Here is a 25,811-nt window from a genome sequence, read left to right as displayed (position 1 = left end):
CTGATTCCTTAGACTTTCTTTTTCCACGCCAGGCGGTAATCGATGAGCGTATCGCAGGCCAGCAGCAAGAACAGCAGCATGCCCTGGAACACCCCGGTGATGGCCGAGGGCAGCCCCAGACGCGATTGCGCCAGCTCGCCGCCCAGATACAGCAGCGACATGATCAGACCGCCGAGGATTGCCCCGATGGGATGCAGGCGTCCGATGAAGGCCACGATGATGGCCGCAAAGCCATAGCCCGGCGACACCGAGGGCAACAACTGGCCGATCGGACCGGCGATCTCGAAGGCTCCGGCCAGCCCGGCAAAGGCACCCGAGATCAGCAGCGACACCCACAAGGCCGAGCGCGCCGAGAAGCCCGCATAGCGCGCCGCATGCGGAGCCACGCCACCGACCATGAGCGAGAAGCCGCGCAGGCTGCGCATCATGAAGATCGCCATCAACACGGCCGCTACGATGGCCACCGCAAAGCCGATGTGCAGGCGCGTGCCGGATATCAGCATGGGCAACATGAATTCGCTGGAGAACACCTTGGACTGCGGGAAGTTCATGCCATTGGGATCCTTCAGCGGACCGTTCACGGCCCACATCAGCAGCAGCTGCGCCACATAGGTCAGCATCAGCGACACCAGGATCTCATTGGCATTGAACTGGTCGCGCAGGAAGGCCGTGATGGCTGCCCACAAGGCGCCGCCGATGATGCCGGCCACGATCATCAGGACCAGCCCCATGCCGCCGGAGATGCCATGCCCCGGCACATCCAGCCACACCAGCATGGCACCCGAACAGAGCGCACCGACCGTGAACTGGCCTTCGGCACCGATATTCCAGATGCTGGCGCGGAAGCACACTGCCAGCCCCAGTGCGCACAGGATCAGCGGCACCGATTTCAACAGCAGTTCGCTGATGGCGCGCTTGCCATTGAAGGGATCGACCAGGAACACCTTCAGCCCGGCCAGCGGATCTTTGCCCAGCGCCAGGAACAGCAGCGCACCGAGCAACAGCGTGGCGATGATGGCGATCACCGGCGAGAGATAGGTCATGGTCCTGGACGGCGCACCGCGCAGTTCCAGTCGCAGGGGGAAGCTCAAGCGTTCAGCCATGACGCACCTCCGTAGCGGCTGCCGCCGGTTCATCCCACAAGCCGCTCATCCACACGCCGACCTGCTCGCGCGTGGCCTGTTCAATCGGAATGGAGGGCGACAGGCGCCCCTTGGCGATGACGTGCAGTCGATCGCACAAGGCGAACAATTCATCCAGTTCTTCCGAGATCACCAGCACGGCACAACCTTCCTGTTTCAGTTTCAAGATTTCGCCATGAATCTGGGCCGCCGCGCCCACATCCACGCCCCAGGTCGGCTGGGCGACCACGAAGACCGCAGGCTTGCGCTCCATTTCGCGGCCGACGATGAATTTCTGCAGATTGCCGCCCGAGAGGCTCTTGGCCGGCGCATCCGGTCCTGCCGCCTTGACCTTGAAACGCTCGATGATGGATGCCGCCGCACGGCGGGTGAAGCCGAAATCGATCATGCCGCGCTTCACGTAAGGGGCCTTCTGATGCGATAGCAGCATGTTGGCCGTCAGCGACAGAGTCGGCACGGCGCCGCGTCCCAGGCGTTCTTCCGGCACCAGGCCCAGACCCGCCGCGCGGCGCGGATTGGGCGAGAGATTGCCCACCGCCTTGCCAGCCAGCAGGATCATGTTGGGGGCGGCGCGCTGGTCTTCCCCGGACAGCGCCGCCAGCAGTTCCTGCTGGCCGTTGCCCGAGACCCCGGCGATGCCGACGATCTCACCGGCGCGCACTTCGCATTCGATGTCCTTGAGTTCGGTGGCAAACAGATGCGCCTTGGGCAGCGAGAGACGGTTCACGTGCAGCTTGCGCTCGTTGCGCAGCGAATCGGGATTGCGCTCGCGCTGCAGGCGCACCAGTTCGTCACCGATCATCATGCGCGAGAGGCTGGCGCTGCTTTCATTGCGCGGATCACAGTTGCCGGTCACGCGGCCACCGCGCATGACGGTGGCGCTGTGACACAGTGCGCGGATCTCGTCGAGCTTGTGGCTGATGTAGAGAATGCTGCAACCCTCATCGGCCAGGCGACGCAGGGTCACGAAGAGTTTCTCCACCGCCTGCGGCGTCAACACCGAGGTCGGCTCATCCAGGATCAGCAGTTGCGGTTCGGTCAGCAGGGCGCGCACGATCTCCACGCGCTGGCGCTCGCCGACCGACAAGGTATGGACGTGGCGCTGCGGTTCCAGCTCCAGGCCGTATTTTTCGCCGGTGCGGGTGATGCGTTCGGCCAGTTCCTTCAGATCGGTCCTGGCGTCCAGACCGAGGGCGATGTTCTCGGTCACGGTGAGGGTGTCGAACAGCGAGAAATGCTGGAACACCATCGCAATGCCCAGCTTGCGCGCCACCTGCGGATTGGCGATCTGTACCGCCTCGCCGTTCCAGCGGATTTCGCCGGCATCGGGCTTGACCGCGCCGAAGATGATCTTCATCAGGGTGGACTTGCCCGCACCGTTCTCCCCCAGCACGGCGTGGATCTCGCCGGGCGCCACCGCCAGGCTGACATCGTCATTGGCCAGCACGCCCGGATAGGCCTTGCGTACCTGGTTGATTTCAAGACGGAGTGGAACTGCGCTCACGTGATTTCCCTGTGGTGATGGTTGTCGTCATGTCGTACTGCAGCGGTCCGCGTGCCTGCGGCCACCGCGAGCGCCCCCGGCGGCTCGCACGCGCGACATCATAGACAAATTGCGCTGCGCCGCATACCGCTTTTGCCGGGATTTCCGCCGCGACAGCAGCGCAAAGCCGGATTTACCTCATTTTCCGCGATGCGCCCAACCGGTGGTGCGTTTCTCGATGATGGCAAAGAGCTCGTACATGGCCATGGCCATGGCACCGATCACCACCAGCCCGGCAAAGGCCAGCGGCATCTTCATCGAGGAGCCGGCCGAGACCAGCAGGTAGCCGATGCCCTGGTTGGAGGCATTCATTTCAGAGACGGTCGAGCCCACGAAGGCCAGCGTGATGGCCACCTTCAGCGAGGCAAAGAAGTAGGGCATGGAGCGCGGCAGGCCGACCTTGAGCAGGATGTCCATGCGGCGCGCACCCAGTACCCGCAACACGTCTTCCAGCTCCGGTTCCAGCGTGGCCAGGCCGGTGGCGATGTTGACCATGATCGGGAAGAAGGAAATCAGGAAGGCTGTCAGGATCGCCGGTCCCGCACCGATGCCGAACCAGACCACCAGCACCGGCACGAAAGCCGCCTTGGGCAAGGCATTGAAGGCCGTCATGAGCGGATAGGCGGCGGCATACAGCATGGGTGAAGATCCGATCACCAGGCCCAGCGTCACACCGACCACCACGGCGATGGCGAAGCCCACCATGGTGACCCAAAAGGTAGAAAGCGCGTGCTCGGTAATCGGGCCGGCGTAATCCACCATGGCCTGCAGGATGGAGGCCGGACTGGGGAAGATGAAGTCGGAGACCTGCCACACGCTGCAGATGAACTGCCACACGCCCAGGATGGCGACGAGCAGGAACCAGGGCGCCAGCGTGGTGGCGGCGCGATTGAGTTTGCCGTTGAACGGAGTTTTCATGAGTTTCCTTGGCCGGGCCGTGGGTGGTCAGGTATTGCGCACGTGGCCGATGTGCTCGCGCAGCTCATGTACCAGCGCGTTGAAGCCGTCGGTATAGGTGGTTTCCAGCGGGCAGGGGCGCGGCAGCGGATTGTCGCGTCGAACCACGATACGGCCTGGCCGCTTGCTCATCACGTAGATGGTGTCGGCCAGGAAGGCCGCTTCGCGCAGGTCGTGCGTGACCAGGATGACGTTGAAGCGGCGCTCGGCCCACAGGTCGCGCAGCACGCACCACAGTTCTTCGCGGGTGAAGGCATCGAGCGCGCCGAAGGGCTCGTCCAGCAACAGCATCTTGGGTTCATGGATCAGCGCGCGGCAGATCGAGGCACGCTGCTGCATGCCACCCGAGAGTTGCCAGGGAAACTTGTCGGCATAACCGTCCAGCCCCACGGTCTTGAGCAACTTCTTTGCACGCTCGATGTATTCGGCCTTCTTCTGCTTGAAGTCGTGCCGGTAGGGCTCGACGATTTCCAGCGGCAGCAGCACGTTCTCCAGTGTCGTGCGCCACGGCAACAGGGTGGGCGCCTGAAAGGCCATGCCGACGAACTTGAGCGGCCCGCTGACCGTCTGGCCATTGATCACCACGCTGCCGCGATTGGGTTGTTTCAAGCCCGTGGCCAGTTTCATGAAGGTCGACTTGCCGCAGCCGGAGGGCCCGACGATGGCGATGAATTCACCGGCGCGGGTCTGCAGGTCGATGTCTTCCACCGCAAAGTCGGCGGCGCCATCATAGGCCAGGTAGACGTGGCGGAAATCGACGAAGGGTTCGCTCATGAATGCAGTCGGGTGAAGATGGGTTGAGTAAACGATATAAATGATTTACTTGGGGAACACGTCCAGCTCAGTCCTGGACGGCAGGAAACTGCCATTCCAGATCTTGTCGGCGTTGACGCGGGTCTTGGTGCCATAGGCGTCCGAAACCTGGGAGGCCATGAGGGTCAGGCGCGGGCCGTAGACCTGGCCATAGCCTTCCGATTTTGCGTGCGGCGTGGCGATGGCGCTGGCGATGGCCAGCTTCAGGCGGCGCAGTTCCAGTTTCTCGTCAATCAGGCCGTCGCGTTCCTTCAAGACCTTGATGGCCGCTTCCGGGTTGGCCATCACGTCGCGGCTGGCCTTGGCGAAGGCGCGCAGGAAGCCCTTGATGGCTTCCGGCTTGTTCCTGATCATGGTGTCGGAGGCGATGATGGCATTGCCATACAGGCGCACGCCGTAGTCCGGATACATCATCACGTTGATGTCTTCATCCTTGATGCCGCGCGCATTGAGGTTCAGCAGCGAGGTGAAGTAGAAGCCGGTGATGGCATCCACGTCGCCGCGCGCCAGCATGGTCTCGCGCAGCGGCGGGTCCATGCTGGTCCACTGTGCCTTGGCGGCGTCCAGGCCATTGGCCTTGGCAAAGATGGGATAGGCACGGCGACCGGCATCGAACACCGGTGCGCCCAGTTTCTTGCCGGCCAGATCGGCCGGTTTCTTGATGCCGGATTTCTTGAGCGAGAACACGGCCGCCGGCGTGTCGTTGTAGACCATCATGACCGCCACCGGCTTGCCAGGGGCATCGGGGTTGTTGGCCGTGAATTCCATCAGAGCGGCCATGTCGGCAAAGCCCATGTCATAGGTGCCGGAGGCCACGCGATTGACGGCGTTGCCCGAACCGTTGCCGGCGTCGATGGTGACATCCAGTTTTTCCTGCGCGAAGTAACCCTTGGACTTGGCCACCAGGAACAGGGCGGCCGGCCCTTCGAAGCGCCAGTCCAGCTGGAACTTGATCTTGGTGTCCTGCGCCTGGGCCAGCGAGGAGCTGGCGGCCAGCATGAGGCTGAAGAGGCTGATGCCGAGTTTGAAGAGCTTGCTGGATTGCACGGTGGACTTCCTTCCCTGGTCGTTTGAATGTCGGATCCTGCAGCTTCAATAGCATTTAATGTGCCAAGCCTGGGGACAGTTCGCGTCCGCGCTCCTTGCCCTGCCGTTGCAGGCGCAAGGACGTCGGCAAGAGCCGGTCCGGATGATCGACAGCGCCCGTTATTTTTGTCGACAATCAAAAAATTCATTTGCAACAATTTGGTGCTTGTCTGCACCTAAGTAGAAAAAGATGCACTAAAAAAAATGGACTTGCAGGGCTGGAAGGCCGATGGTGTGCGCCTCCTGGCGGCTTTTGTCGTATCGCATCGGCTTGTTGTGATTGTCGACAATGCGAGTAGCCAAGCTGGGGAAAGTGGTGAGAGGGCTTGGGAAAGTGGCCGGACTCGGCTAGGATTGCGCCCCGGCGCGCGCGCGACCTTGACCATCGGGGCGGCAGTTCACTCGCGTTGGGCATGGCCGCGTGTCGGCCGGAGGGGCCGGTCTGGGGGCTGGCACGGGCTTTGCGTAAACGCTGCCGTCGGTGCGGGTGTCGGCAGCGCTGTCAGCAATGGGCCAGACCTGATTTGACGAAGGCAAGCACACGAGGTGTCCGGATCTCGATGCTGTGGCGGGGAGAGTGCAGTGCGCCGCAGGATGCGAACCGGGCACCGGATCAACAGCCATTTTTTTTAGACAAGCAATACAGGGAGAAACTTATGAAGAAGGGTATCAAGGGGAAGTACTGGATGATGGCGGCGGTGGTTGCTTCGTCCGCAATCAGCATGTCGGCTCATGCCTTGGACTGGTCGGACACCTCGATCGGCTACCGTTACGGCACGAAGTTTGCCGAGCCCTTCAATTCGAAGGACATCAGCAAGAACATCGTCAACCTCCAGCACTCCGATGGTTACAAGTACGGTACCAATTTCCTCAACATCGACATGCTGCTGTCGGACAACAAGGATGACAATGCCACGGAATTCTACGTCGTCTATCGCAATACGCTGGATATCGGCAAGATCAGCGGCAAGGACCTTTCCTTCGGCCCGGCACGTGGTGTCGGTCTGACCCTGGGCTTTGACTGGAACACCAAGAACGACAACAGCTACGCCTCCAAGAAGCGCATGTGGGTGGTCGGTCCGACCCTGATGATGGATGTGCCTGGTTTCCTGAACGTGAGCGTGCTGGCGCTGTTCGAAAGCAACAAGCCCATCGGTGTGACGAGTCGCTACGAGTACGCTACTCACCCGATGCTGAACCTGGCCTGGGGTATCCCGCTGGGTGGTTCGGGCTGGGCCTTCGAAGGCTACATGAACTATATTGCGGCCAAGGGCAAGAACGAGTTCGGTGGTCCAACCTCGCCCGAAGTGAACTTCGATGGTCAGGTCATGTATGACCTGGGTACCTCCATGGGCTTGGGCAAGAACAAGCTGCGCGTGGGTCTGGAGTACCAGTACTGGCGCAACAAGTTCGGCAATCCGAACACTGTCGCCGGTTCGCTGGCCAAGACCCCGATGGTGCGCGCGGAGTACCACTTCTAAGCGTCCGGTCGATCCGGCTGCTTGCAGCATCATGGCGATGCCGGGTCTTCGGATCCGGCATTTTTGTTGGGCGTCCGGTGCAGTGCAGGCAGTGACATGTGAGTCGGGTGGCGATTGGCTACACTGTATTGCAGCAGGTGGGGCCGGGCGTGCTCATGTTGATATGGGTGCAGACATATGCTGTCTATATGTTTGCAGGCATATGGTATCGGCCGGGCTGATATCTAATTGCTGGGTTTTGAACAGGGTGGAGGTGCGCGTGTTGCGGCCTTCGTCATCGATAGGGATTTGAGAGCGGAGCATCATGGAAGCATACCTACTTGACTGGCTCAATCTGCTGCTGCGCTGGCTGCATGTGATCACGGCGATTGCCTGGATCGGGTCTTCGTTCTACTTCGTCTGGCTGGACAACAGTCTGGTGGCACCGACCGATCCGGAGTTGAAGGAGAAGGGGGTGGGGGGCGAGTTGTGGGCGGTGCATGGGGGAGGTTTCTACAATCCGCAGAAGTATCTGCTTGCACCCAAGGTGTTGCCGGAGCATCTACACTGGTTTTATTGGGAGTCTTACAGCACGTGGCTGTCGGGCTTTGCCTTGTTCTCGCTGCTGTATCTCTTCAATGCGAACGTGTTCCTGGTGGATCGCAATGTGTTCGACATGTCGGCGTCGATGGCGGGTGGAACGGCGATTGCCTTCCTGGTCTTCAACTGGCTGATCTATGACGCGATCTGTAGCACCATCGGGGATCGGCCGGGGGCGGATCGTCTGGTCAATCTGTTGGTGGGCTTGCAGGTAATCGTGTCGGTGTGGGCGGCTTGTCATCTGTTCTCGGGGCGCGCTGCCTTCCTCATCAGCGGGGCTTCGCTGGCGACCATCATGAGCGCGAACGTGCTGGTGTGGATCATTCCGGGGCAGCGCAAGATGGTGGCTTCCATGCGGGCCGGGCAGGCGCCTGATCCAATTCACGGCAAGCGGGGCAAGCAGCGCAGCGTCCACAATACCTACTTCACTTTGCCAGTGCTGTTTGCCATGCTGTCCAATCACTACAGCATGACCTACAGCGCGCCGCATAACTGGGTGGTCTTGTTGTGCATCATGGCCGCCGGTGCCTTGATCCGGCAGTTCTTCGTGTTGCGGCACAAGGGCGTCTACAACTGGTGGTACCCGGGAATCGCCGTGGGCTTGCTGCTGGCAGTGATCCTGTGGATGAGTCCGGCCATGCAGGCCAAGCCAGCGGCTGCCGCAACTCCTTCAGCCGACAATACATCGGCGACCGTCGCAGCCAGCAATGAACCCGTCGGATCGTTCGCTCAGGTTCAACAAGTCATCCAGGCACGCTGCATTCAGTGCCATGCCGCTCAACCTACCCTCATGCCCGTTCCCGGCAAAGGCATCTTGCTGGACTCTCCTGAACATATCTCCCAGCATGCACAACAGATTTATCAACAGGCCGTCGTGCAGAAGGCCATGCCTCTCGGGAACATGACCCATATCACCGATGATGAACGCGCCATCATCGGGAAGTGGTTTGAAAATGGTGCTCCCGTTAAGTGATGTTTGGGGTCTGGTTTGGCTTGGCGGGCTTGGTTGTTGGTTTTTTGTTTTTGGGTAGTCTGCACGGGCCTCTTTCCTGCGCTCTAGCTTAAAGCTTATCTTTCTCCGGTCGGAAGGACGCGCCGGGGGCGGCCCGGCAGCCGCTCACTTTTCTTGTCTCGCCAAGAAAAGTAAGCAAAAGAAGGCGACCCCAAAGAGCCAGCCCTCCTGCGGAGGGTCCCCGTCGCAGCGAAGCGAAAAGTGGGAAGGATAGAGTCGCTTCGCTCCGACTATCCTTCTGATCCACTTTTCGCTCCGCTGCGACGGCTGGCTCTATGGGGAAAGTCCACTCGGGCTCGCCTGCGGCCTCGCCCGGTCTCCGACTCGCCTTCGGCTTTGGGTTGGCTCGCCTGCGGCATCGACCTTTTGATCTTTGCAACTCCCGTTCTGGATTTTGGGTTTTTCCTTTTTTGTTCTTTTGTTTTTGTTTTTGTTTAAATAATTTCCGTTTGTTCGTCCTGAGTAGTCGCGCAGCGACGTATCGAAGGCTCAAGAACGCCAAGGCAAAGCCGAAGGCGAGTCGGAGATGTTGCGATGCCGAAGGCGAGCCGCCTCAGTCGTCCGCATCTGCGCCGCCGCTTCAGAGACCAATAAAACGGATCAGAAAAATAGTCGGAGCGAAGCGACTCTATTTTTCCCGTTTTATTGGTCTCTGAAGCGGGGACCCTCCGAAGGAGGGCGGTGCAGTTGCGGTCGCCTTCTTTTGCTTACTTTTCTTGGCGAGACAAGAAAAGTGAGCGGCTGCCGGGCCGCCCCCGGCGCGTTCTCCCGACCGGAGAAAGATAAGTATTAAGCTAGAGCGCAGAACAGCAATCCGTGCAGACTACCCCAAACCTGAAAACCACCGCCGAACCAAAAAAATACCGCCCAAGGATAAACCCCCAGGCGGTACAGACTCATTCCAAAAAAGAATAAATCAGCGCTCCGAAAAAGGATGCGTCTTCTTCCAATGTTCAGCAATATCGATGCGTCGGCAAATCCAGACCTTGTCGTGTGACTGCACGTAATCGAGGAAGCGTTGGAGAGCACGGAATCGTCCGGGCCGTCCGAGCAGGCGGCAGTGCATCCCGATGGATAGCATCTTCGGAGCCTCTTCACCCTCTTCATAGAGCACGTCGAAACTATCCTTCAGGTACTGGTAGAAGTGCTCGCTGGTGTTGAACCCTTGCGGCGTAGCAAACCGCATGTCATTGGAGTCCAGCGTATAAGGCACCACCAGATGCGGCACCTTCACGTCGGCACTGGTTTCCACCTCCATCCAGAACGGCAGATCATCCCCGTAATAATCCGAGTCATACGCAAAGCCACCGTGTTCCACCACCAGCTGCCGCGTATTGGGCGAATCCCGCCCCGTATACCAGCCCAGCGGCGCGCTCCCGGTGAGCTCACGGAAAATCTGCACCGCCTCCTGCATATGCGCCCGCTCGGTCTCGATATCCATGTTCTGATAATGAATCCACTTCAAGCCATGGCAAGCGATCTCATGCCCCAATTCCTGGAACGCCTGGGTCACATCAGGCGAACGCTGCAAGGCCGTGGCCACGCCAAAGATCGTCATCGGCAGACCACGCTTCTCGAACTCGCGCAGGATGCGCCACACCCCCACCCGCGACCCATATTCGTAAATCGATTCCATCGACATGTGCCGCGCCGGATAAGCCGCCGCGCCCACGATCTCGGAAAGGAATTGCTCCGACGCAGGATCGCCATGCAAGACGCAATTCTCGCCGCCTTCTTCATAATTGAGCACGAATTGCAAAGCCACCCGCGCCTGGCCAGGCCAGCGCGCATGCGGCGGGTTGCGGCCATAACCGGCCAGGTCGCGAGGATAAGTTTGTTGCTGTGACATAAGTTCTTCGTTTGGCTGTCAAGAAAAGAAATCGCAGCGCCGGACAACAGCACCGCATGGGAAATCAGACACGGGCAAAACCGCTGAGCAATCCATGATAAGCCTTGGGCAAGGGCCGCGCCCATTCACCACCCTTGGCCGTGCCCAGCCCCAGCGCCACCAGCGACTCCGCCAGCTTGACCGCTGCAGTCACGCCATCGATCACCGGCGCACCAATGTCGCGGCCAATGGCCGCACACAGGTCGGCCATGCCGGCACAGCCCAGCACGATGGCCTCGGCCCCGTCCTCGGCCAGCGCCCGCCGGCACTCGTCGGTAATGCGCGCCCGCGCATCGGACGCCGGATTCTCCAGCTCCAGCACCGCAATCTCGCAGGCCCGCACGTTACGACAAAAACGCTGCATGCCGTAACGTTCGGCCAGATGCCAGGCCATGCCGCTGGTGCGCGCCAGCGTGGTCACCACCGAGAAGGAGGGGGCGACCAGGCTGGCCATGTGCATCGCCGCTTCCGCAATCCCGATCACCGGTCCCCGCGCCAGCTCACGCGCCGCCGACAAACCAGGATCGCCGAAACAGGCAATCACGTAGGCATCCACGCCCTCGCGCTCACCCCGCTCGATTTCCTCCAGCAGCCCCGGCACGGCCAGCGCCTCGTCATAGTGGCTCTCGATCGAGGCCGGCCCCATCTGCGGACTCACGCCCGTGATCTCGGTGCCGGGGGCCGCCACCTGGCGGGCACAGGCCGTCATGGCCTCGGTCATGCTCATGGTGGTGTTGGGATTGATCAGCTTGATGCGCATGCTTGTTCCTTGATGCAATGAAGTCCAGGTCAGCGACGCTCAGCGCTTGCGCGCGAACATCAGGTAAAACACCGCGCCCAGCGCCGCACCGATGAACCAGGAGAAGTCCGCTGCTTTACGCAGCTGCGGCAGCATCACGCAGGCCACGCAGACGGCAGCGGCCAGCACCAGCGCCTTGACCGCATCACGGTTGACGCCATTGGTGTACCAGTAGCGGCCTTCGGGACGCATGGTGTAGAGGTCCTCGACCTTTACCTGGCGCTGCTTGACCAGGTAGTAGTCCGACAGCAGGATGCCGTACAGCGGGCCAATGAAGCCCCCCAGCACATCGAGCGTGTAATGGATCACTTCCGGATTGCCGAACAGGTTCCAGGGCGTGATGAAGATCGACGCGGTGGCCGCGATCATGCCGCCGGCACGCCAGCTGATGCGGCTGGGCGAGAGATTGGAAAAGTCGAACGCCGCCGAGACGAAATTGGCCACGATGTTGATGCCAATGGTGGCCGTCAGGAAGGTCAGCGCGCCAATCACCGCAGCCGTGGTGCTGTCGATGCGCGAGACCGTTTCCACCGGGTCGGTGATCAGTTCACCGAACACGGCAATGGTGGCCGAAGTGGTCACCACCGTTACTATCGAGAACGCCAGGAAGTTGACCGGCAGGCCCCAGAAGTTGCCGCGCTTCACATCGGCGAAAGTATGGCAGTAGCGGGAGAAGTCGCCGAAGTTGAGCATCGGCCCGGAGAAGTAGGACACCACCAGCGAGATCGCCGTGATCATCACCGAGACCGCCGCCCAGCCGCTGTACTTGATCTCGCCCAGGTTCAGGCCCACGTTCTGCCAGCCAGCCTTGTAGATCATCCAGCCGGCCAGGATGAACATGACCACATAGACCGCCGGACCGGCAAAGTCGATGAACTTCTTGATGGTCTCCATGCCGTTCCAGAACACCAGTGCCTGCAGCACCCACAGCAGCAGGAAGCCGCCCCAGCCCAGCGTAGAGAGACCGGCGAAGGAATGCACGTGAACATCGGCATAGGGCTTCAGTTCAGGGAAGAACTTCAGCACCACCACCACGAAGGCGGCCGAGGCCAGGTAGGTCTGGATGCCGTACCAGGCCACCGCGATCAGGCCGCGGATCATGGCCGGGACGTTGGCACCCAGGACGCCAAAGGATAGCCGGCTCATCACCGGATAGGGCACGCCATGCGCCTGGCTGGGACGCGCCACCAGATTGCACAGCAGATAGACGATGCTGATGCCGATGAGCAGCGAGATCAGCACCTGCCAGCTGGTCAGGCCCAGCGCGAACAGGCTGCCGGCAAAGACGTAGCCGCCCACGCTGTGCACGTCGGACATCCAGAAGGCAAAGATGTTGTAGGAACCCCAGGTCTGCTTCTTCAGCGGGGCAAGGTCTTCATTGATCAGGCGCGCGTCGTCGGCGCCGGCGATATAGGCGCCGGGTGCAGCGGAGGGGGAAGCATCGGTAGTCATGGCCGGTCTCCATCAAAGAGAAAGGGTGGGGCGAAACGAATCACGCCCGGCCTCAGCCGGGCTGTTCAACGGACTTCCTGCATGCTCTTGTCGGCATGGTGGTGGTCACACGGTCTTTATCGAGCCGCGCGACGTGGCCCTGTTCTGTTTCTCACTTCCTTCTTCCATCTTCCTGACGCTTCCTGTCGGAAAGGTCAGGGTGTGCGCGCCGGCCCGTGGGTCACAGTCCCTTGCCGAGCACGGCGCGCAGATCGAACTGATCATCCGCATCCGGCCGCACCCGGTCCTCGCACAAATGCAAGTGATGTGCCATATGCGACTGGGCAGCGGCAACGTCACCTTTTTCCAGCGCTTCCAGCACGGTCTCGTGTTCATCGAAGGAGCAGGCGTTGTGGCCCGGTGCCTCCGTCTTGGCGATCATCAGCGTGGTGCGCGAGACCAGCTTGCGCAGCGTCTCCACCAGCAGCGCATTGCCGGTCAGCTCCGCCAGCGCCAGGTGGAACTGGGCGGAAAGCCGGATCCAGCGTGGCCGGTCACCGTTGAGGTAACAATCCCGCTCCTCTTCCACCATGCGCCGCAAGCCGGCAATCTGGCGCGTACCGGCCTCGCGCCCGACCTTCTCCAGCACCGCGTGTTCGAGGATGTTGCGCAGCTCGAACATGTCGCGCACCTCGGCATGCGAAGGACTGGCGATGAAGGCGCCACGGTTGGCCTCCAGATCGACCATGCCCTCCGAGGCCAGGCGCGAGAGCACCTTGCGCACCGTGTGGCGGGCCGTATCGTAGATCTGGCACAGGGTCTGCTCGGTCAACTTGGTTCGCGGCGGCAGCCGATGTTCCATGATGGCGTCGTAGATGTCCTGGTACATCCTTTCCTCCACCGCGCCCGTACTTTCGCGCTCGCGCGCACTGGCACGCGCCGGGGCGGCAGGGGAGCGTGCGGTTTTGCTGGCTTTGTTCATGATGCTCATGCTCTGGCTGGAATGACTGTCGGGAGGGTCTTGCCGGTCAACAACGAGGCGCATGGATCGTCAACAATCTGAAAAAATATTTGCAACAAAACGGGGCTCATTCTGCACCAAAAAGAGAGGCGTGTGACCCGCTTTGGGTCAGCGCAGGCAAGACTTTCGATGCTGCAGCGCAGCGCCGATAACGCAATCTTCCCTTGTAGCCAATAGTGGATCCCATGCTGCATGGCGTAATCTTTATTTCAGAAATTGTTGTCAATCTGTGCGTTCGATTGCGGCAAAAATGTGTGGTCAATGGCGCAGGAGGTGCGCCGCAAAACGGCGTCCGGACCGTTGCCAATCCCCACGCACACTCATGCAAGAAGTGTGCTTGACCGTCGGGGATGCGAAAACGCCCGGCGCAGGGCCGGGCGTGGTGATTGACGACGTGGCTTGCTCAGTGGCTGGCGGCGTACTGTTCCAGCTCCTGATGCAGGGTGGTCTTGTCTTCGTCGGAGAGGAAGCAGGCATCGATGCCATTGCGGGCCAGTTGCAGCACCTGCTCGCGCGAGAGGTTCAGCGCGCGGGTGACGGCGTGGTAATTGGCGTTCATGTAGCCGCCGAAGTAGGCCGGGTCGTCGGAGTTGACGGTTACGGCCAGGCCGGCATCGAGCAGGCGTGCCAGGTTGTGTTCGGCCATGTCCTTGACCACGCACAGCTTGAGGTTGGACAGCGGGCACACCGTCAGCGGGGTGCGCTGTTGCGCCAGGCGCTGCATCAGGGCCGGATCTTCCTCGCTGCGCACGCCGTGGTCGATGCGTTCGACGTGCAGCACGTCGAGTGCGCCGATCACGTAGGCGGCCGGACCTTCTTCACCGGCATGGGCCACCAGGCGCAAGCCCAGTTCGCGGCAGCGCGCGTAGACGCGTTCGAACTTCTCCGGCGGGTTGCCGCGTTCGGAAGAATCCAGGCCGATGCCCAGCCACAGGTCGGCGTATTGCTCACGCAGCGGCAGGGCTGCGTCCAGCGTGGCGAAGGCGTCTTCTTCGGACAGGTGGCGCAGGAACGACATGATCATGACGCTACCGAAACCATCGCGGCGGCGCGCATCGCGCAGGGCGGCGGCGATGCCGGCGAATACGGTGGCAATGGGAATGCCGCGCTCGGTATGGGTTTGCGGATCGAAGAAGATCTCGGCATGGCGCACGTTGTCGGCTTGCGCACGTGCGATGTAGGCGGCGGTCATGTCGTAGAAGTCCTGCTCGGTGCGCAGCACGTTGGCACCAGCGTAGTACAGATCGAGAAAGGACTGCAGGTCGCTGAAGTTGTAGGCCGCACGCAGGTCCTCTACCGAGGCGTAGGGCAGGGCGACGTTGTTGCGCTGGGCCAGGGCGAACATCAGCTCGGGTTCCAGCGTGCCTTCGATGTGCAGGTGCAGTTCGGTTTTCGGCAGACCGGCGATGAAACCGTCCAGCGCGGCGCCGGTAGCGGAGGAAGAAATGACAGCTGAGCTCATGGAAACGACCCTTCAAAAATGGCAGAAACAGGGAAGGCGTGCGCAGGGAGAGTGTTCCTTGGCACCGCGCGACACCTCGCCGCGCCAGCATAGCCGCCTTCCGGACCCCGCATTATCACGCAAATCGCATACCTGGCTCCACAAAGCCAAAGGCCGTCAGGTCACTGAACCAAATGAGGTGCCATGGGCTCTGAGCAGCAGTGCTGTGCCTCCCGCGGGGCGGGACTTTGGCCGGGATGCAACTAAATCTCGCCAGCATCGGGCCAGCCATGTTTAAATGCTAAGCTTCTTGGGGGAAACGAATGCGCAAGTCGATCACGCAAAGCATGCAGTGGGTCTTGGGTGGCACCGTACTGGCGGCCATGGCGGGCTGTTCCATGATGCCGTGGACGGAGCCCGAGGACCCGACGGTCGTGCCTTACAAGACTGTCCTGAGCGGTTCGTATCAGGGGTTCCTGAAGAACTGGGATGAGCAGCGCCAGCCGGTCTTCTGCGCCCTCATCCGCAGCCGCGCCGACTGGGACCGCTGGATGCAGCCGGCACCGGTGATGGAGGACAAGCGCCCCTTCGGTCCCTCGGCCGATCATTTCGAACGCAAGCAATATCTGGTGGTGGCGCGCAGCATGACCGCTCCGGATGCGGCCGAGCGTCCACACATCTTCACCCCGCTGTCGGTGCGTTTGCGCGATGGCTCCCTGCGCCTGAACTATCTCTACCGCGCACCTGCTTCGGGTGCCTCGTACCGCGTCAAGGACTATCTGATGGTGTCCATTCCCAAGGACCGGTTCACTACGGGGCCGGTGGTGTTTTATGAGAATGACAGCAAGGTGTGTGAAGTGGCACGGTGATATCCCGGCTCTTCTCCAGGGGGGAGGCTGCATGCTCCCCGACCAAGAATGAAAAAGCCGAAGGCAAAACATGCCTTCGGCTTTTTTCTGACGATCTTTCGGCTGCCGCTTCAAGCCCCCTGCGTCATCCCGATGAACTGCTGCAATTCCGGCGTCTTGGGATTGCCGAACAATTCTTCCGGCGGTCCGATTTCATGCACCTTGCCCTGGTGCATGAACACCAGGCGGTTGCACACCTCGCGTGCAAAACGCATCTCGTGCGTCACCATCAGCAGCGTCATGCCTTCCTTGGCCAGGCCGCGCATGACGGTGAGCACTTCGTTGACCAGTTCCGGATCCAGTGCCGAAGTGATCTCGTCACATAGCAGCGCCTGAGGATTCATCGACAGCGCACGCGCAATCGCCACGCGCTGCTGCTGGCCGCCGGAGAGTTGATCCGGATAGGCATCGAACTTGTGACCCAGTCCGACCTTCTCCAGATTGGCCTTGGCAGTGGCCATGGCCTCGGCTTCGGTCGTGCCCTTGACGATCATCGGCGCAATCATCACGTTGCGACCCACCGAGAGGTGCGGGAACAGGTTGAACTGCTGGAAGATCATGCCGACCTTCAGGCGCAGGTTGCGCAGTTCCAGTTCACTCGCCCCCAGCTTGGCACCGGCCACGCTGATGTTGCCTTCGTCGATGCTCTCCAGGCCGTTGATGCAGCGCAGGAGGGTGGACTTGCCCGAGCCGCTCTTGCCGATGATGGCGATCACTTCACCCGGTTCGACGTCCAGGCTGATGCCCTTGAGGACTTCGTTGTCGCCGAAGCGTTTCTTGACGTTGTCAATGGCGATGAGCGGCATTGTATTTCCTTTCTAAAGACTGGCTGTACTTGGACAGCGGCCAGCAAAGCACGAAGTAGAAGGCACCCACGATGGCAAACACCGTGAAGGGGCGGAAGGTGGCGTTGGTGATGACGGTGCCGGCCTTGGACAATTCGATGAAGCCGATGATGGAGGTCACCGCAGTGGACTTGATGATTTGCACGCCAAATCCCACCGTCGGTGCAATCGCAATGCGGAAAGCTTGCGGCAGCACGATGTAGCGCATCTGCTGGAAGTAACCCATGGCCAGCACCGAGGAGGCTTCCCACTGCCCCTTGGGAATGGCTTCCACGCAGCCGCGCCAGATCTCGGCCAGATAGGAGGCGCTCCAGCACATCAGCGCCAGTCCCGCCGCCAGCCAGGCAGGCACTTCGAGACCGAACAACGCGATGCCGAAGAACACCAGGAACAACTGCATCAGCAGCGGCGTACCCTGGAACAGTTCGATGTAGAGCCGCGCCGTCATGCGCAGCCAGCTCTGGCGCGAGGTGCGCATGAACAGGATGATCAGGCCCAGCGTCCCGCCGAGCAGGAAGGTGACCAGTGACAGGAGAATGGTCCAGCGCCACGCCAGCATCAGGTTGCGGACGATGTCCCAGGTGGTAAACGAGATCATGCGGACCTCCGGGCAGTGATGAAGTAGTTGCCGATCAGGCGCAGCAGCTGGCGCAGCAGGATGGCCAGCACCAGGTAGAGGGCGGTGGCGACGATGTAGGCTTCGAAGGCGCGGAAGTTGCGGCCCTGGATGTAGTTGGCCGCGAAGGACAATTCTTCTACCGCGATCTGCGAACACACCGCCGAGCCCAGCATGACGATCACCACCTGCGAAGACAGTGCCGGCCAGATCTTCTGCAGCGCCGGACGCAGGATGATGTGGCGGAAGATCTGCCCGCGCGACATCGACAGCGATTGCGCCGCCTCGATCTGTCCGCGCGGAATCGCCTGCACCCCGGCACGAATGATTTCGGTGCTGTAGGCACCCAGGTTGATCACCATGGCCAGGATCGCCGCCGTGATTTCACTGATGTGGATGTCCAGCGAAGGCAGACCGAAGAAGATGAAGAACAACTGCACCAGGAAGGGCGTATTGCGGATGATCTCCACATAGCCGCTGACGATGGGTTTGAGCCAGCCCGGCCCCTGCGTGCGCGCCCAGGCACCGAAGATGCCCACGGCCACGCCCAGCACGCCGCCGATGGCGATGAGCTCGATGGTGGTCGCCACACCCTTGACGATGACGTCGGTGTAGTCGAGCGTGGAAAGAAAATCGAATTGATAAGCCATGATGTCGTGTCTGCCCTGCCTCGAAAATGCTGCGTTTGCCGGGTTGTCCGCCTGCCTGCTGCCTGGATCAAACTGTATTGCTGCTGTATTGCTGCTGTATTGCGGAGGTATCGCTACTATATTTTTACTGTACTGCTACTGTATTGCTGTCGTGTCGAGACTGTACCGGAGGTCTTTGGCCACTGTATTGCTGCACCCCCCGAGGTGTGCAGCAATACAGCAATGCAGCAATACGGCAATACAGCAAATTACAGGCCAGCCGGCAGGGGCAGGCCCAGCCACTTCTGCGAGATGGCGTTGAGGCTGCCATCCTTCTTGGCTTCGGCCAGGATGGCATCGACCTTGTCCTGCAGCTTCTTCTCACCCTTGTTCAGACCGATGAAGCAAGGCGAATCCTTGATCAGGAACTTGGTCTCGGGCTTCTTGGGCGGGTTCTTGGCGATGATGGCGGCAGCCACCACGTTGCCGGTGGCCACCAGCTGCACCTGACCGGAGAGGAAGGAACTGATGGTGCTGTTGTTGTCCTCGTAGCGCTTCACGGTGGCCGAGGCGGGCACGATCTTGGTCAGTTCCAGGTCTTCCACCGAGCCACGGGTCACCGCAATGGTCTTGCCGGCCAGATCGGCTGCACTCTTGACGGGCAGGTCGGCCGGGCCGAAGACACCATTGAAGAAGGGAGCATAGGCAGTGCTGAAGTCGATCACCTTTTCACGCTCGGCATTCTTGCCCATGCTGGAGATGACCAGGTCGACCTTTTTGGTGGTCAGGTAGGGAATGCGGTTGGCGCTGGAGACCGGGATCAGTTCGACCTTCACGCCCATCTTCTTGGCGATCAGGGTGGCCACGTCAATGTCGAGGCCCTGCGGCTTGAGGTCGCTGTCAACCGAGCCGAACGGCGGGAAGTCGGCCGGCACCGCCACGCGCAGCGTGCCGTGCTTCTGGATATCGTCCAGGGCGTCGGCACGGGCGGCCGAAGCGGAGAACATCATGGCGCCGGCCATCAGGCCGAGCAGGAGTTTGGTCAGTTTCATAGCAGTTTCCCTTGGTTGACTACGTTGATGAGTGGCCCGTGCGATGCGCTGGCTAAGGCCGTTTGTTTTCCTGACGCGTTGGTCCGCTCTCGCCGGCGGCCCCCTGCCGCGAGACGGACGCCAGCGCCTGCCGCAGCGGTTCCAGCGGATCGCTGCTGCGCACCTGGGTGAGCCCTGATTCCACGTGTTGCAGGTGGTCCTGCATCAGTTGCTCCGCCTGTTCCAGATCGCCGCGCTCCAGCGCCTGGACGATCAATACATGTTCCGAACACGAATCCTCGGCCTGCTCCGACGACTGGTGCAGCATGGCCGTGAGCGTGGTGCGTGCGGTCAGGTCGCGCAGCGTCTCCGACAGCAGCGAGTTGCCCAGGCATTCGCACAGGCAGACATGGAAGTCGCCCAGCAGATAACTGCGTGCTCCCACGTCGGCCCCGGCAATGGCGGCCTCCTCGCGTGCAATGTGATCGCGCAGCTGGCCGATGGCCTGGGTACTGATGGGTCGCACACGCGCCTGGCGCAGCAGGCCCAGCTCGATCACGCGGCGCGCCTCGAAGGCTTCACGCGCCTGTTCGGCAGTCGGCTCGATGACGAACCAGCCGCGCCGCGCACTGACGGTGACGATGCCGCGCGCCATGAGCCGGGTCAGCGCTTCGCGTACCTGGGTGCGCGAGACGCTGAACAGGTCGGCCAGTTGCTGTTCGCCTAACCGGGTCCCCGGCGCCAGTTGCTTGGCGAGGATGGCCTCGGTGATGCGGACCGCAATCTGCGACGACGACTTGGCGGAAGGATCGATGCTCATGAGCTCTCATCAGCAAGTTGTGTGCCACGCTGATATACAAGATTGGCATACAACAAGCCGCGACGATTATTGGCGGCCAGAGGTCGATGTGGCAAGGGTTTGCGGCGGGTGTGGCAGCGTGGTCACGGTGGCATCGACAGCGCTGATGCGGTGCGGCAACACTCAAATGAAGGTTCAGGCATCGCTATTGCCTGCTTTTGGTGCGCCTGACCCCATTTCAGGCGGGCGCTGGCTGCCCCGCTTTTGTGCAGCGCGTTAGCTGATATGAAGGAAGTTGTCTGTTTTTGGCAGTGAATGGTGGCCCGGTCATCGCGGCAGCTCCCGGGCCTGCCATTTTTTCCACCGGCGGTGCATGCGCGCATGCCCGTCCTTGACCTGGCCGGCCAGGTAGCCCCGCGCGTAGGCGATGCTGGGTGCCAGGCGCGCCTGCTTCTGCTGCAGTTGCTGCAGCAGGGCATCGGCCACCACCAGGTCGTTCTGCAGTCCCAACTGTTCCTGCAGGCGCGACAGGGCCTTCAGATAGGGCCGACTGCTCTTCTCCCCATACAGGGCCTGGAAGAATTCGATGTCATAGCGCATCTTCTTGGCCGCGATGCGGGTGCGGTGCCGGGCACGGTCGTTTTCTTCAAGATGTGCGCCGCGCTTGTTGAGTCGCCTTTCATCCCGTCGCAGCATCTGCCGCGCAAAACGCGAGAGTGTTTGTGCCAGGGCTTCCTGGGCGTCCTCATCGCGACCATCACGCCAGCCCGCCAGCAGCAGCCAGCGGCTGAACTGCAAGACCAGTGCGGTATAGCGCGGGGAGGCCACGGCTTGTACGGCATGCGCATGTTCCTTGCCGGCCTCCACCAGCGCCGCGTGGCGCACCCTTTCCAGATCGATGGCGCCGATGGCCTGCGGGGGCAGCTTGCCCAGCGTCTGGGTCGCCAGCACATCCCAGTCGCGCGCGTGGCCGATGGCTTGCGACACCCACTCGAATTCGGTCGCCAAAGAGGCCGGCAGAGCGATCACCTCATCAAACAGGGTGAAGGCCGAACGCAGGCGGCGCAGGCCCACGCGCATCTGGTGCAGGCGTTCGATATCGTGGCTGTCCTGGTCGGCGATGTCGTTGGCCTGGATCTGCTCCACACAATTGCCGAGCACGGCCAGGAAGGCCTGCTCCACCGTCATCTTGCGCGCCAGTCGCAGCGGCCTGGCGTGGCTGGCGGAGGAAACGGCGGCAAGGCCGTTCTGTTTGCGGATCGCCTGGTGGAACAGGCCATAGCCGCGCTGCGCCTTGCTCTGGATGCCGATGCGCAGCGGCAGGTCCTGCAGCAGTTGCAGGGCGAAGTCGAACAGGGCGCTGGCATTGCCCTCTTTGAGTTCGAGTTCGATCTCGCAGACCTGCGCCTTGAGGTCGCCGTGTTCCACCGTACCCTGGTCGAGCACGCATTCGACCTGCGTGCCCTCGTCCAGCACCAGGTCCCACACCATGCGCTGGATGCGGGTACTGAAGATGGGCGTGAGCTGCGCGGCGGTGCGCTCGGAGAAGATCTTCCTGGCCCAGTCGTCGTCGGAGGCGACCAGGTCGCGCAGCACCGGAAGGTCAGGCGCGTCACCTTCCACCAACGACTCCCATTCATTGCGCTGGTGCAGGCCGCCATGGACGCCACCGCCGGCCTTGAGGGTTTGAACAAATTCATTTCCGGTCCGACGCACCCGCAGGCCGGCCTCGTTCTGGCGCAGCAGCAAGTCCGGCGTATCGAAGTAGGTACCGGTCTGGTCCTTGATGCGTGGTGCGGCCTGGGCATGGCGCTTGATCAGCGGATGACGGATGAAGGCCTTGGTGTGCTCGGGGGCGAGCAAGAGTTTCAGTTCGGTTTCCATGAGGCTTGCCGTGTCGGTTGGAAGTAGGGCGCCGTCGGACTGAGTGGCGGCACAGCGTTTGAGCGGGCAAGTGGCGCCTGACGTTGCGCCATGTAGCGCGCGGGTGGTTTGCCCAGGGTTTTCCGGAACATGGTGATGAAAGCGCTCACCGAGTCATAGCCGAGATCCTGCGAAACACGCTGCACCGAGCGGCCCGAGGCCAGCCATTGCAGGGCCAGCATCAGGTGAATCTGGCGCCGCCAGCGGCCAAAGCTCATGCCGGTCTCGGCCTGTACGAAACGCGCGAAGCTGCGCTCGCTCATCGCATGGCGCTGGCCCCATTCGGCCACCGTGCTGCGATCGGCCGGATGCTCGGCCAGGTGACGCGCAATGGCGCGCAGGCGCGAATGCTGTGGCACCGGCAGATGCAGGGGCAGGGCGTGACGCTGGCTGTGTTCCAGTTCTTCCACCAGCACCGCCGCCAGGCGGGCGGTGCGCTCGTGCGGGGCGTAGTCCTGGCGCTGCTCGGCCAGGTGACAGATCATCTGCACCAGCAGGGGCGTGAGTGCCAGAGAACAGCACTGGTCTGGCATGCTGGCCGCCTGGGGCGCGATGAAGAGGAAGCACAGCTGCCCGTCCAGGGTAACCCGGTTGCTGTGCGGCATGCCCGGCGGAATCCAGACCGCCGATTGCGGCGGCACGATCCACAGGCCCAGGGCCGTCTCGCAGGTGACCGCACCATGCAGGGCCACCACCAGCTGGCCCTTGCGATGACTGTGGAAGGGCGTCTCGCGCTCATGCTGGCAGGTATGCACGCGCAGAGCCGTGACCGGCGCATCGAGACGGTCCGGATCATGGTCGATCAGGCTGGCGTAGAGAGTGGCCATGGTGAGCGGGGGTTGACCGTTTTTAGCAATACGCTGGCATTGTAGCCAAATACGTGCAGGCGGCGATTGGCTAAGCTGGGTGCTCCCTGCTTTCGATCACTCTTTCTGCTTTCTTCAGGCCGGCCATGCACGCTACGCACCCCCCTCACGTTCGCCCCGTTCATCGTGGTCTCTGGCTCATTGCCGGCATCCTGCTAATCGCCGCCAACCTGCGCGCCCCGGTCACTGCCGTCGGGCCGGTGATGGGATTGTTGCAGCAGACCTTTGCCCTTTCAGCGGGTGCGGCAGGGCTGATGCTGACCCTGCCGCTGCTGTGTTTCGCCCTGGTGTCGCCCATGGCTGCCCGCGTGGCGCGCGCCCTGGGACTGGAACGCACGCTGTTACTGGCCCTGCTGCTGATCGCGGGCGGCATCGTGCTGCGTTCTTCCGGATCGCTATTGGCCCTGCTGGCGGGCACCTGCATCATCGGTTGCGGCATTGCGGGTGGCAATGTGCTCTTGCCCAGCCTGCTCAAGCGTGACTTCCCCGATGACCTTACCCGGATGACGGCCATCTATGCGCTGACCATGGGCGCTGCCTCGGCGCTGGGCTCGGTCTGCGCGGTACCGCTGGCAGCCGGTCTGGGCTGGGCGTGGGCACTGGCCGCGTTCATCGCGCTGCCCGCACTGGCGGTACTGGTCTGGCTGCCGCAATTGCGGCGTGATACGCGCCCGGCCACCGCTTCGATGCGAAGCGCGTCGATGTGGCGCCAGCCGCTGGCGTGGCAGGTCACGTTCTTTCTGGGCAGCAATTCGCTGGTGTATTACGTGGTGACGGCGTGGCTGCCCTCCATTCTCGCGGCCAACGGCCACAGTGCGGTGGAAGCGGGCAACCTGCACGGCCTGATGCAGCTGGCGTCGGCGTTGCCGGGAGTGTTGCTGGTCCCGCTGGGGCCGCGCATCCGCGATCATCGTCCGGTCGCCGTCGGCATGTCTGCCGCCACCGTCCTCAGCCTGGTCGGCCTGATGGCCTGGCCGCAGGCGTCCATCGTGTGGGTACCGCTGTTCGGATTCGGCACGGGGGCGGTGCTGATCCTGGGGCTGGCCTTCGTCGGCACGCGGGTATCGACGCCGCCGCAGGCCGCCGCGCTGTCGGCCATGGCGCAGAGTGTAGGCTATCTGCTGGCAGCAGCCGGGCCCATTCTCATGGGGCGGCTGCATGATGCCAGCGGGGGATGGACGCCGGTGCTGGCCCTGTGCGCGGGCGGGGCGGTGTGCATGGGCGTGCTGGGCTGGCTGGCGGGGCGGCCGGGGAGGGTAATCGGGGCGCAGGTGTAGAGGGTCCTACGCGACTGGAAAAAGTCGGCAGCTTCGCCGATGATGGCGGCTGCATCGTGAACGGGTGACCTGATGGTCGCTGGTTCCTGGCCTTCCTGATCTGCGACGACTTGCGGGTAATGCCCACCATGATTGATTCTTTATTTTCTCCGGTAGACCTGTATTGCGAACGGATCGGTACTGCTTTCTGGGCGGAACCCGTGAACGCGATTTCCAATATTGCCTTCCTGCTGGCGGCGTATTTCCTGTGGTGCCTGCCACTGCCGCAGGACCGCAGCACGATGGTGATGTCGCGGCTACTCACGCTGATGGTGGCCGTGATCGGTGTGGGCAGTTTTCTTTTCCACACCTTTGCACAGCGCTGGGCCTTGTTTGCCGATGTCATTCCCATTTCCATTTATCAGGTGTTGTTCCTGGCCTTCTACGTGCGCAAGGTGGCGCGCTGCAATTGGGCTGTGACGATGGGCTGGGTGCTGTTTTTCCTTGTGGTCACCTATGGCGTCGGCATGCTGCCGCAACGGTGGCTCAATGGATCGGTGGCGTCCTATGGATCGGCATGGCTGTTCATCGGCGGACTCGGTCTGTATCACTGGCGCAGGGGCAGGCATGAGCCCATGAGCCTGTTGCTGGCGGCGAGCTTGTTCACGCTGTCGCTGGTGTTGCGGTCCATGGATATGGCGGTGTGCCCGACCATGAGCATCGGGACGCACATGTTCTGGCATGTGTTGAATGGGCTCGTGCTGTATCTGAGCACGCGGGCATTCATGAGCAATACGGATGCGGTCCCTCGACCCTAGGGGCGTGCTCTCCCTTTGAGCGATCCCCCCTTGTAAGGCACCCGCCCCGACGGCACCACCACGGCCGCCTTCTGCACATGTCCTTCCTGGTCGTCAAAGAACATGTGCGCGCCGAAGGCCTGCAAGACCTCGGCCTTGTTCAGCCCGCCCAGGAAGAAGGCCTCATCGACCGTCACGTTCCAGGTGCGCAGGGTATGGATCACGCGCTGGTGCGCCGGGCTGTTGCGCGCGGTGACGATGGCGATGCGCACCGGACACTGCTTGGGCGGAAACTGTTTCTGGATCGCCGACAAGGCCAGCAGCAGCTTGGCAAACGGACCTTCCTTCATGGCCTTCTTGCGATGGCGCTGCTCGTGCCGCGCAAAAGCCTCCAGCCCCTTCTCCGCAAAGATGCGCTCGGACTCCGCCGAGAACAGCACGGCATCCCCATCGAAGGCGATGCGGATCTGCTTGTCCGGTGCGCTGTAGTCCAGCGGGGCGGCATACAGCTGGGCAGCCGCTACCCCGGCATCAATGGCTTCCTGTACGTCGCCGGTGTCGCGCGAGAGGAACAGGTCGATCTTGAAGGCTTGCAGATAGGGCGCAGTCGGCCCGCCCCCGGTGAAGGCGGCGCGGCTGATGTCGAGCTTGTGGGCGGCAATGGCGTTGAAGGCGCGCAGGCCGGTGTCGGGCGTATTGCGCGAGATGACCACCACCTCCACCAGACGACGTTCCGGGATCAGTTCATTGAGTTGCAGCAGCGCCTTGACCAGCGGGAAGGCCGTGCCGGGTTGCAACGGATCGTTCTCGTGGTCGCGCTGGTATTGCGCATAGGCATCCACGCCCTGCTCGTCGTAGATGGCGTTCTCCACTTCGAGATCGAAGAGGGCGCGCGAAGAAATTCCGATGACGAGCTTGTCCGAGAGATCGTAAGGCATGCGGCACACA

Annotated in this window: 23 protein-coding genes; 5 read left to right on the top strand and 18 right to left on the bottom strand. The window is 61.9% G+C overall.

The window, feature by feature from the left end:
* Positions 1 to 8 precede the first annotated feature (8 nt).
* The 5 genes from HWE01_RS05285 to HWE01_RS05265 all read right to left on the bottom strand — a co-directional run bounded on the left by HWE01_RS05285 (position 9) and on the right by HWE01_RS05265 (position 5,502).
* The gene (locus tag HWE01_RS05285) at positions 9 to 1,103 is read right to left on the bottom strand and encodes an ABC transporter permease (RefSeq protein ID WP_008332771.1); all 1,095 of its coding nucleotides are present in this window, start codon (positions 1,101 to 1,103) and stop codon (positions 9 to 11) included.
* Positions 1,096 to 2,646 (bottom strand): ABC transporter ATP-binding protein, encoded by a 1,551-nt coding sequence (locus HWE01_RS05280; RefSeq protein WP_241821243.1) that lies wholly within the window; start codon positions 2,644 to 2,646, stop codon positions 1,096 to 1,098. Before HWE01_RS05280 ends, HWE01_RS05285 begins: the two co-directional genes overlap by 8 nt.
* A 177-nt stretch (positions 2,647 to 2,823) precedes the next feature.
* Positions 2,824 to 3,603, bottom strand: coding sequence for an ABC transporter permease (locus HWE01_RS05275; RefSeq protein ID WP_008332768.1), 780 nt, complete (start codon positions 3,601 to 3,603; stop codon positions 2,824 to 2,826).
* Between the two features lie 27 nt (positions 3,604 to 3,630).
* Entirely contained in the window at positions 3,631 to 4,416 is a 786-nt protein-coding gene (locus HWE01_RS05270) for an ABC transporter ATP-binding protein (RefSeq protein WP_008332765.1), read from the bottom strand.
* A 45-nt stretch (positions 4,417 to 4,461) separates the two neighbouring features.
* Positions 4,462 to 5,502 (bottom strand): ABC transporter substrate-binding protein, encoded by a 1,041-nt coding sequence (locus HWE01_RS05265; RefSeq protein ID WP_008332763.1) that lies wholly within the window; start codon positions 5,500 to 5,502, stop codon positions 4,462 to 4,464.
* A gap of 695 nt (positions 5,503 to 6,197) precedes the next feature.
* Between HWE01_RS05265 and HWE01_RS05260 the strand changes: the two genes are divergently transcribed.
* Complete coding sequence (locus tag HWE01_RS05260; protein ID WP_241821242.1) at positions 6,198 to 7,022, top strand: outer envelope protein; 825 nt, start codon at positions 6,198 to 6,200, stop codon at positions 7,020 to 7,022.
* Positions 7,023 to 7,326: 304 nt separating this feature from the next.
* Positions 7,327 to 8,574 (top strand): urate hydroxylase PuuD, encoded by a 1,248-nt coding sequence (locus HWE01_RS05255; protein ID WP_241821241.1) that lies wholly within the window; start codon positions 7,327 to 7,329, stop codon positions 8,572 to 8,574.
* A gap of 955 nt (positions 8,575 to 9,529) precedes the next feature.
* On the opposite strand, the gene puuE is transcribed toward HWE01_RS05255, so the two are convergent.
* The 5 genes from puuE to HWE01_RS05230 all read right to left on the bottom strand — a co-directional run bounded on the left by puuE (position 9,530) and on the right by HWE01_RS05230 (position 15,214).
* Positions 9,530 to 10,462: an allantoinase PuuE gene (gene puuE / locus HWE01_RS05250; protein ID WP_008332755.1), complete on the bottom strand. Its 933-nt coding sequence runs from the start codon at positions 10,460 to 10,462 to the stop codon at positions 9,530 to 9,532.
* A 64-nt stretch (positions 10,463 to 10,526) separates the two neighbouring features.
* Positions 10,527 to 11,261, bottom strand: coding sequence for an aspartate/glutamate racemase family protein (locus tag HWE01_RS05245; protein WP_241821240.1), 735 nt, complete (start codon positions 11,259 to 11,261; stop codon positions 10,527 to 10,529).
* 39 nt (positions 11,262 to 11,300) lie between these two features.
* Positions 11,301 to 12,752, bottom strand: a complete 1,452-nt coding sequence (locus HWE01_RS05240; RefSeq protein ID WP_008332751.1) for an NCS1 family nucleobase:cation symporter-1 — start codon at positions 12,750 to 12,752, stop codon at positions 11,301 to 11,303.
* Positions 12,753 to 12,972: 220 nt separating this feature from the next.
* Positions 12,973 to 13,713 carry a GntR family transcriptional regulator gene (locus HWE01_RS05235; protein WP_008332749.1) on the bottom strand — a complete coding sequence of 247 codons (741 nt, stop codon included), beginning with the start codon at positions 13,711 to 13,713 and terminating at the stop codon, positions 12,973 to 12,975.
* 442 nt (positions 13,714 to 14,155) lie between these two features.
* Complete coding sequence (locus HWE01_RS05230; protein ID WP_008332737.1) at positions 14,156 to 15,214, bottom strand: adenosine deaminase; 1,059 nt, start codon at positions 15,212 to 15,214, stop codon at positions 14,156 to 14,158.
* 302 nt (positions 15,215 to 15,516) lie between these two features.
* Between HWE01_RS05230 and HWE01_RS05225 the strand changes: the two genes are divergently transcribed.
* On the top strand, positions 15,517 to 16,062 hold the full coding sequence (locus HWE01_RS05225) for a hypothetical protein (protein WP_008332736.1): 546 nt from the start codon (positions 15,517 to 15,519) through the stop codon (positions 16,060 to 16,062).
* 110 nt (positions 16,063 to 16,172) lie between these two features.
* Here HWE01_RS05225 and HWE01_RS05220 read toward each other — a convergent pair whose 3' ends face one another.
* From HWE01_RS05220 to HWE01_RS05190, 7 genes are all read right to left on the bottom strand, one after another.
* Positions 16,173 to 16,907, bottom strand: coding sequence for an amino acid ABC transporter ATP-binding protein (locus HWE01_RS05220; protein ID WP_241821239.1), 735 nt, complete (start codon positions 16,905 to 16,907; stop codon positions 16,173 to 16,175).
* Positions 16,888 to 17,544 carry an amino acid ABC transporter permease gene (locus HWE01_RS05215; RefSeq protein ID WP_008332734.1) on the bottom strand — a complete coding sequence of 219 codons (657 nt, stop codon included), beginning with the start codon at positions 17,542 to 17,544 and terminating at the stop codon, positions 16,888 to 16,890. The genes HWE01_RS05220 and HWE01_RS05215 overlap by 20 nt, the downstream gene beginning before the upstream one ends.
* Positions 17,541 to 18,212, bottom strand: a complete 672-nt coding sequence (locus HWE01_RS05210) for an amino acid ABC transporter permease (RefSeq protein WP_008332733.1) — start codon at positions 18,210 to 18,212, stop codon at positions 17,541 to 17,543. Before HWE01_RS05210 ends, HWE01_RS05215 begins: the two co-directional genes overlap by 4 nt.
* A 248-nt stretch (positions 18,213 to 18,460) precedes the next feature.
* Positions 18,461 to 19,243: a transporter substrate-binding domain-containing protein gene (locus tag HWE01_RS05205; protein ID WP_008332732.1), complete on the bottom strand. Its 783-nt coding sequence runs from the start codon at positions 19,241 to 19,243 to the stop codon at positions 18,461 to 18,463.
* Between the two features lie 52 nt (positions 19,244 to 19,295).
* Positions 19,296 to 20,042: a GntR family transcriptional regulator gene (locus tag HWE01_RS05200; protein WP_241821238.1), complete on the bottom strand. Its 747-nt coding sequence runs from the start codon at positions 20,040 to 20,042 to the stop codon at positions 19,296 to 19,298.
* 306 nt (positions 20,043 to 20,348) lie between these two features.
* Positions 20,349 to 21,905, bottom strand: coding sequence for a CYTH and CHAD domain-containing protein (locus tag HWE01_RS05195; RefSeq protein ID WP_241821237.1), 1,557 nt, complete (start codon positions 21,903 to 21,905; stop codon positions 20,349 to 20,351).
* Positions 21,890 to 22,771 carry an AraC family transcriptional regulator gene (locus HWE01_RS05190; protein ID WP_241821236.1) on the bottom strand — a complete coding sequence of 294 codons (882 nt, stop codon included), beginning with the start codon at positions 22,769 to 22,771 and terminating at the stop codon, positions 21,890 to 21,892. Before HWE01_RS05190 ends, HWE01_RS05195 begins: the two co-directional genes overlap by 16 nt.
* 125 nt (positions 22,772 to 22,896) lie before the next feature.
* Between HWE01_RS05190 and HWE01_RS05185 the strand changes: the two genes are divergently transcribed.
* Positions 22,897 to 24,087 (top strand): MFS transporter, encoded by a 1,191-nt coding sequence (locus HWE01_RS05185; protein WP_241821235.1) that lies wholly within the window; start codon positions 22,897 to 22,899, stop codon positions 24,085 to 24,087.
* 119 nt (positions 24,088 to 24,206) lie between these two features.
* The gene (locus HWE01_RS05180) at positions 24,207 to 24,884 is read left to right on the top strand and encodes a ceramidase domain-containing protein (RefSeq protein WP_241821234.1); all 678 of its coding nucleotides are present in this window, start codon (positions 24,207 to 24,209) and stop codon (positions 24,882 to 24,884) included.
* Here HWE01_RS05180 and HWE01_RS05175 read toward each other — a convergent pair.
* Positions 24,881 to 25,801, bottom strand: a complete 921-nt coding sequence (locus HWE01_RS05175) for a 5'-nucleotidase (protein WP_008332721.1) — start codon at positions 25,799 to 25,801, stop codon at positions 24,881 to 24,883. The genes HWE01_RS05180 and HWE01_RS05175 overlap by 4 nt on opposite strands.
* Positions 25,802 to 25,811: the final 10 nt, after the last annotated feature.

The organism is Herbaspirillum sp. C7C8, from assembly GCF_022627875.1.
Classification (GTDB): domain Bacteria; phylum Pseudomonadota; class Gammaproteobacteria; order Burkholderiales; family Burkholderiaceae_D; genus Herbaspirillum.
The sequence above is the reverse complement of the archived record's forward strand: the minus strand, read 5'-3'. Positions and strand labels throughout refer to the sequence as shown.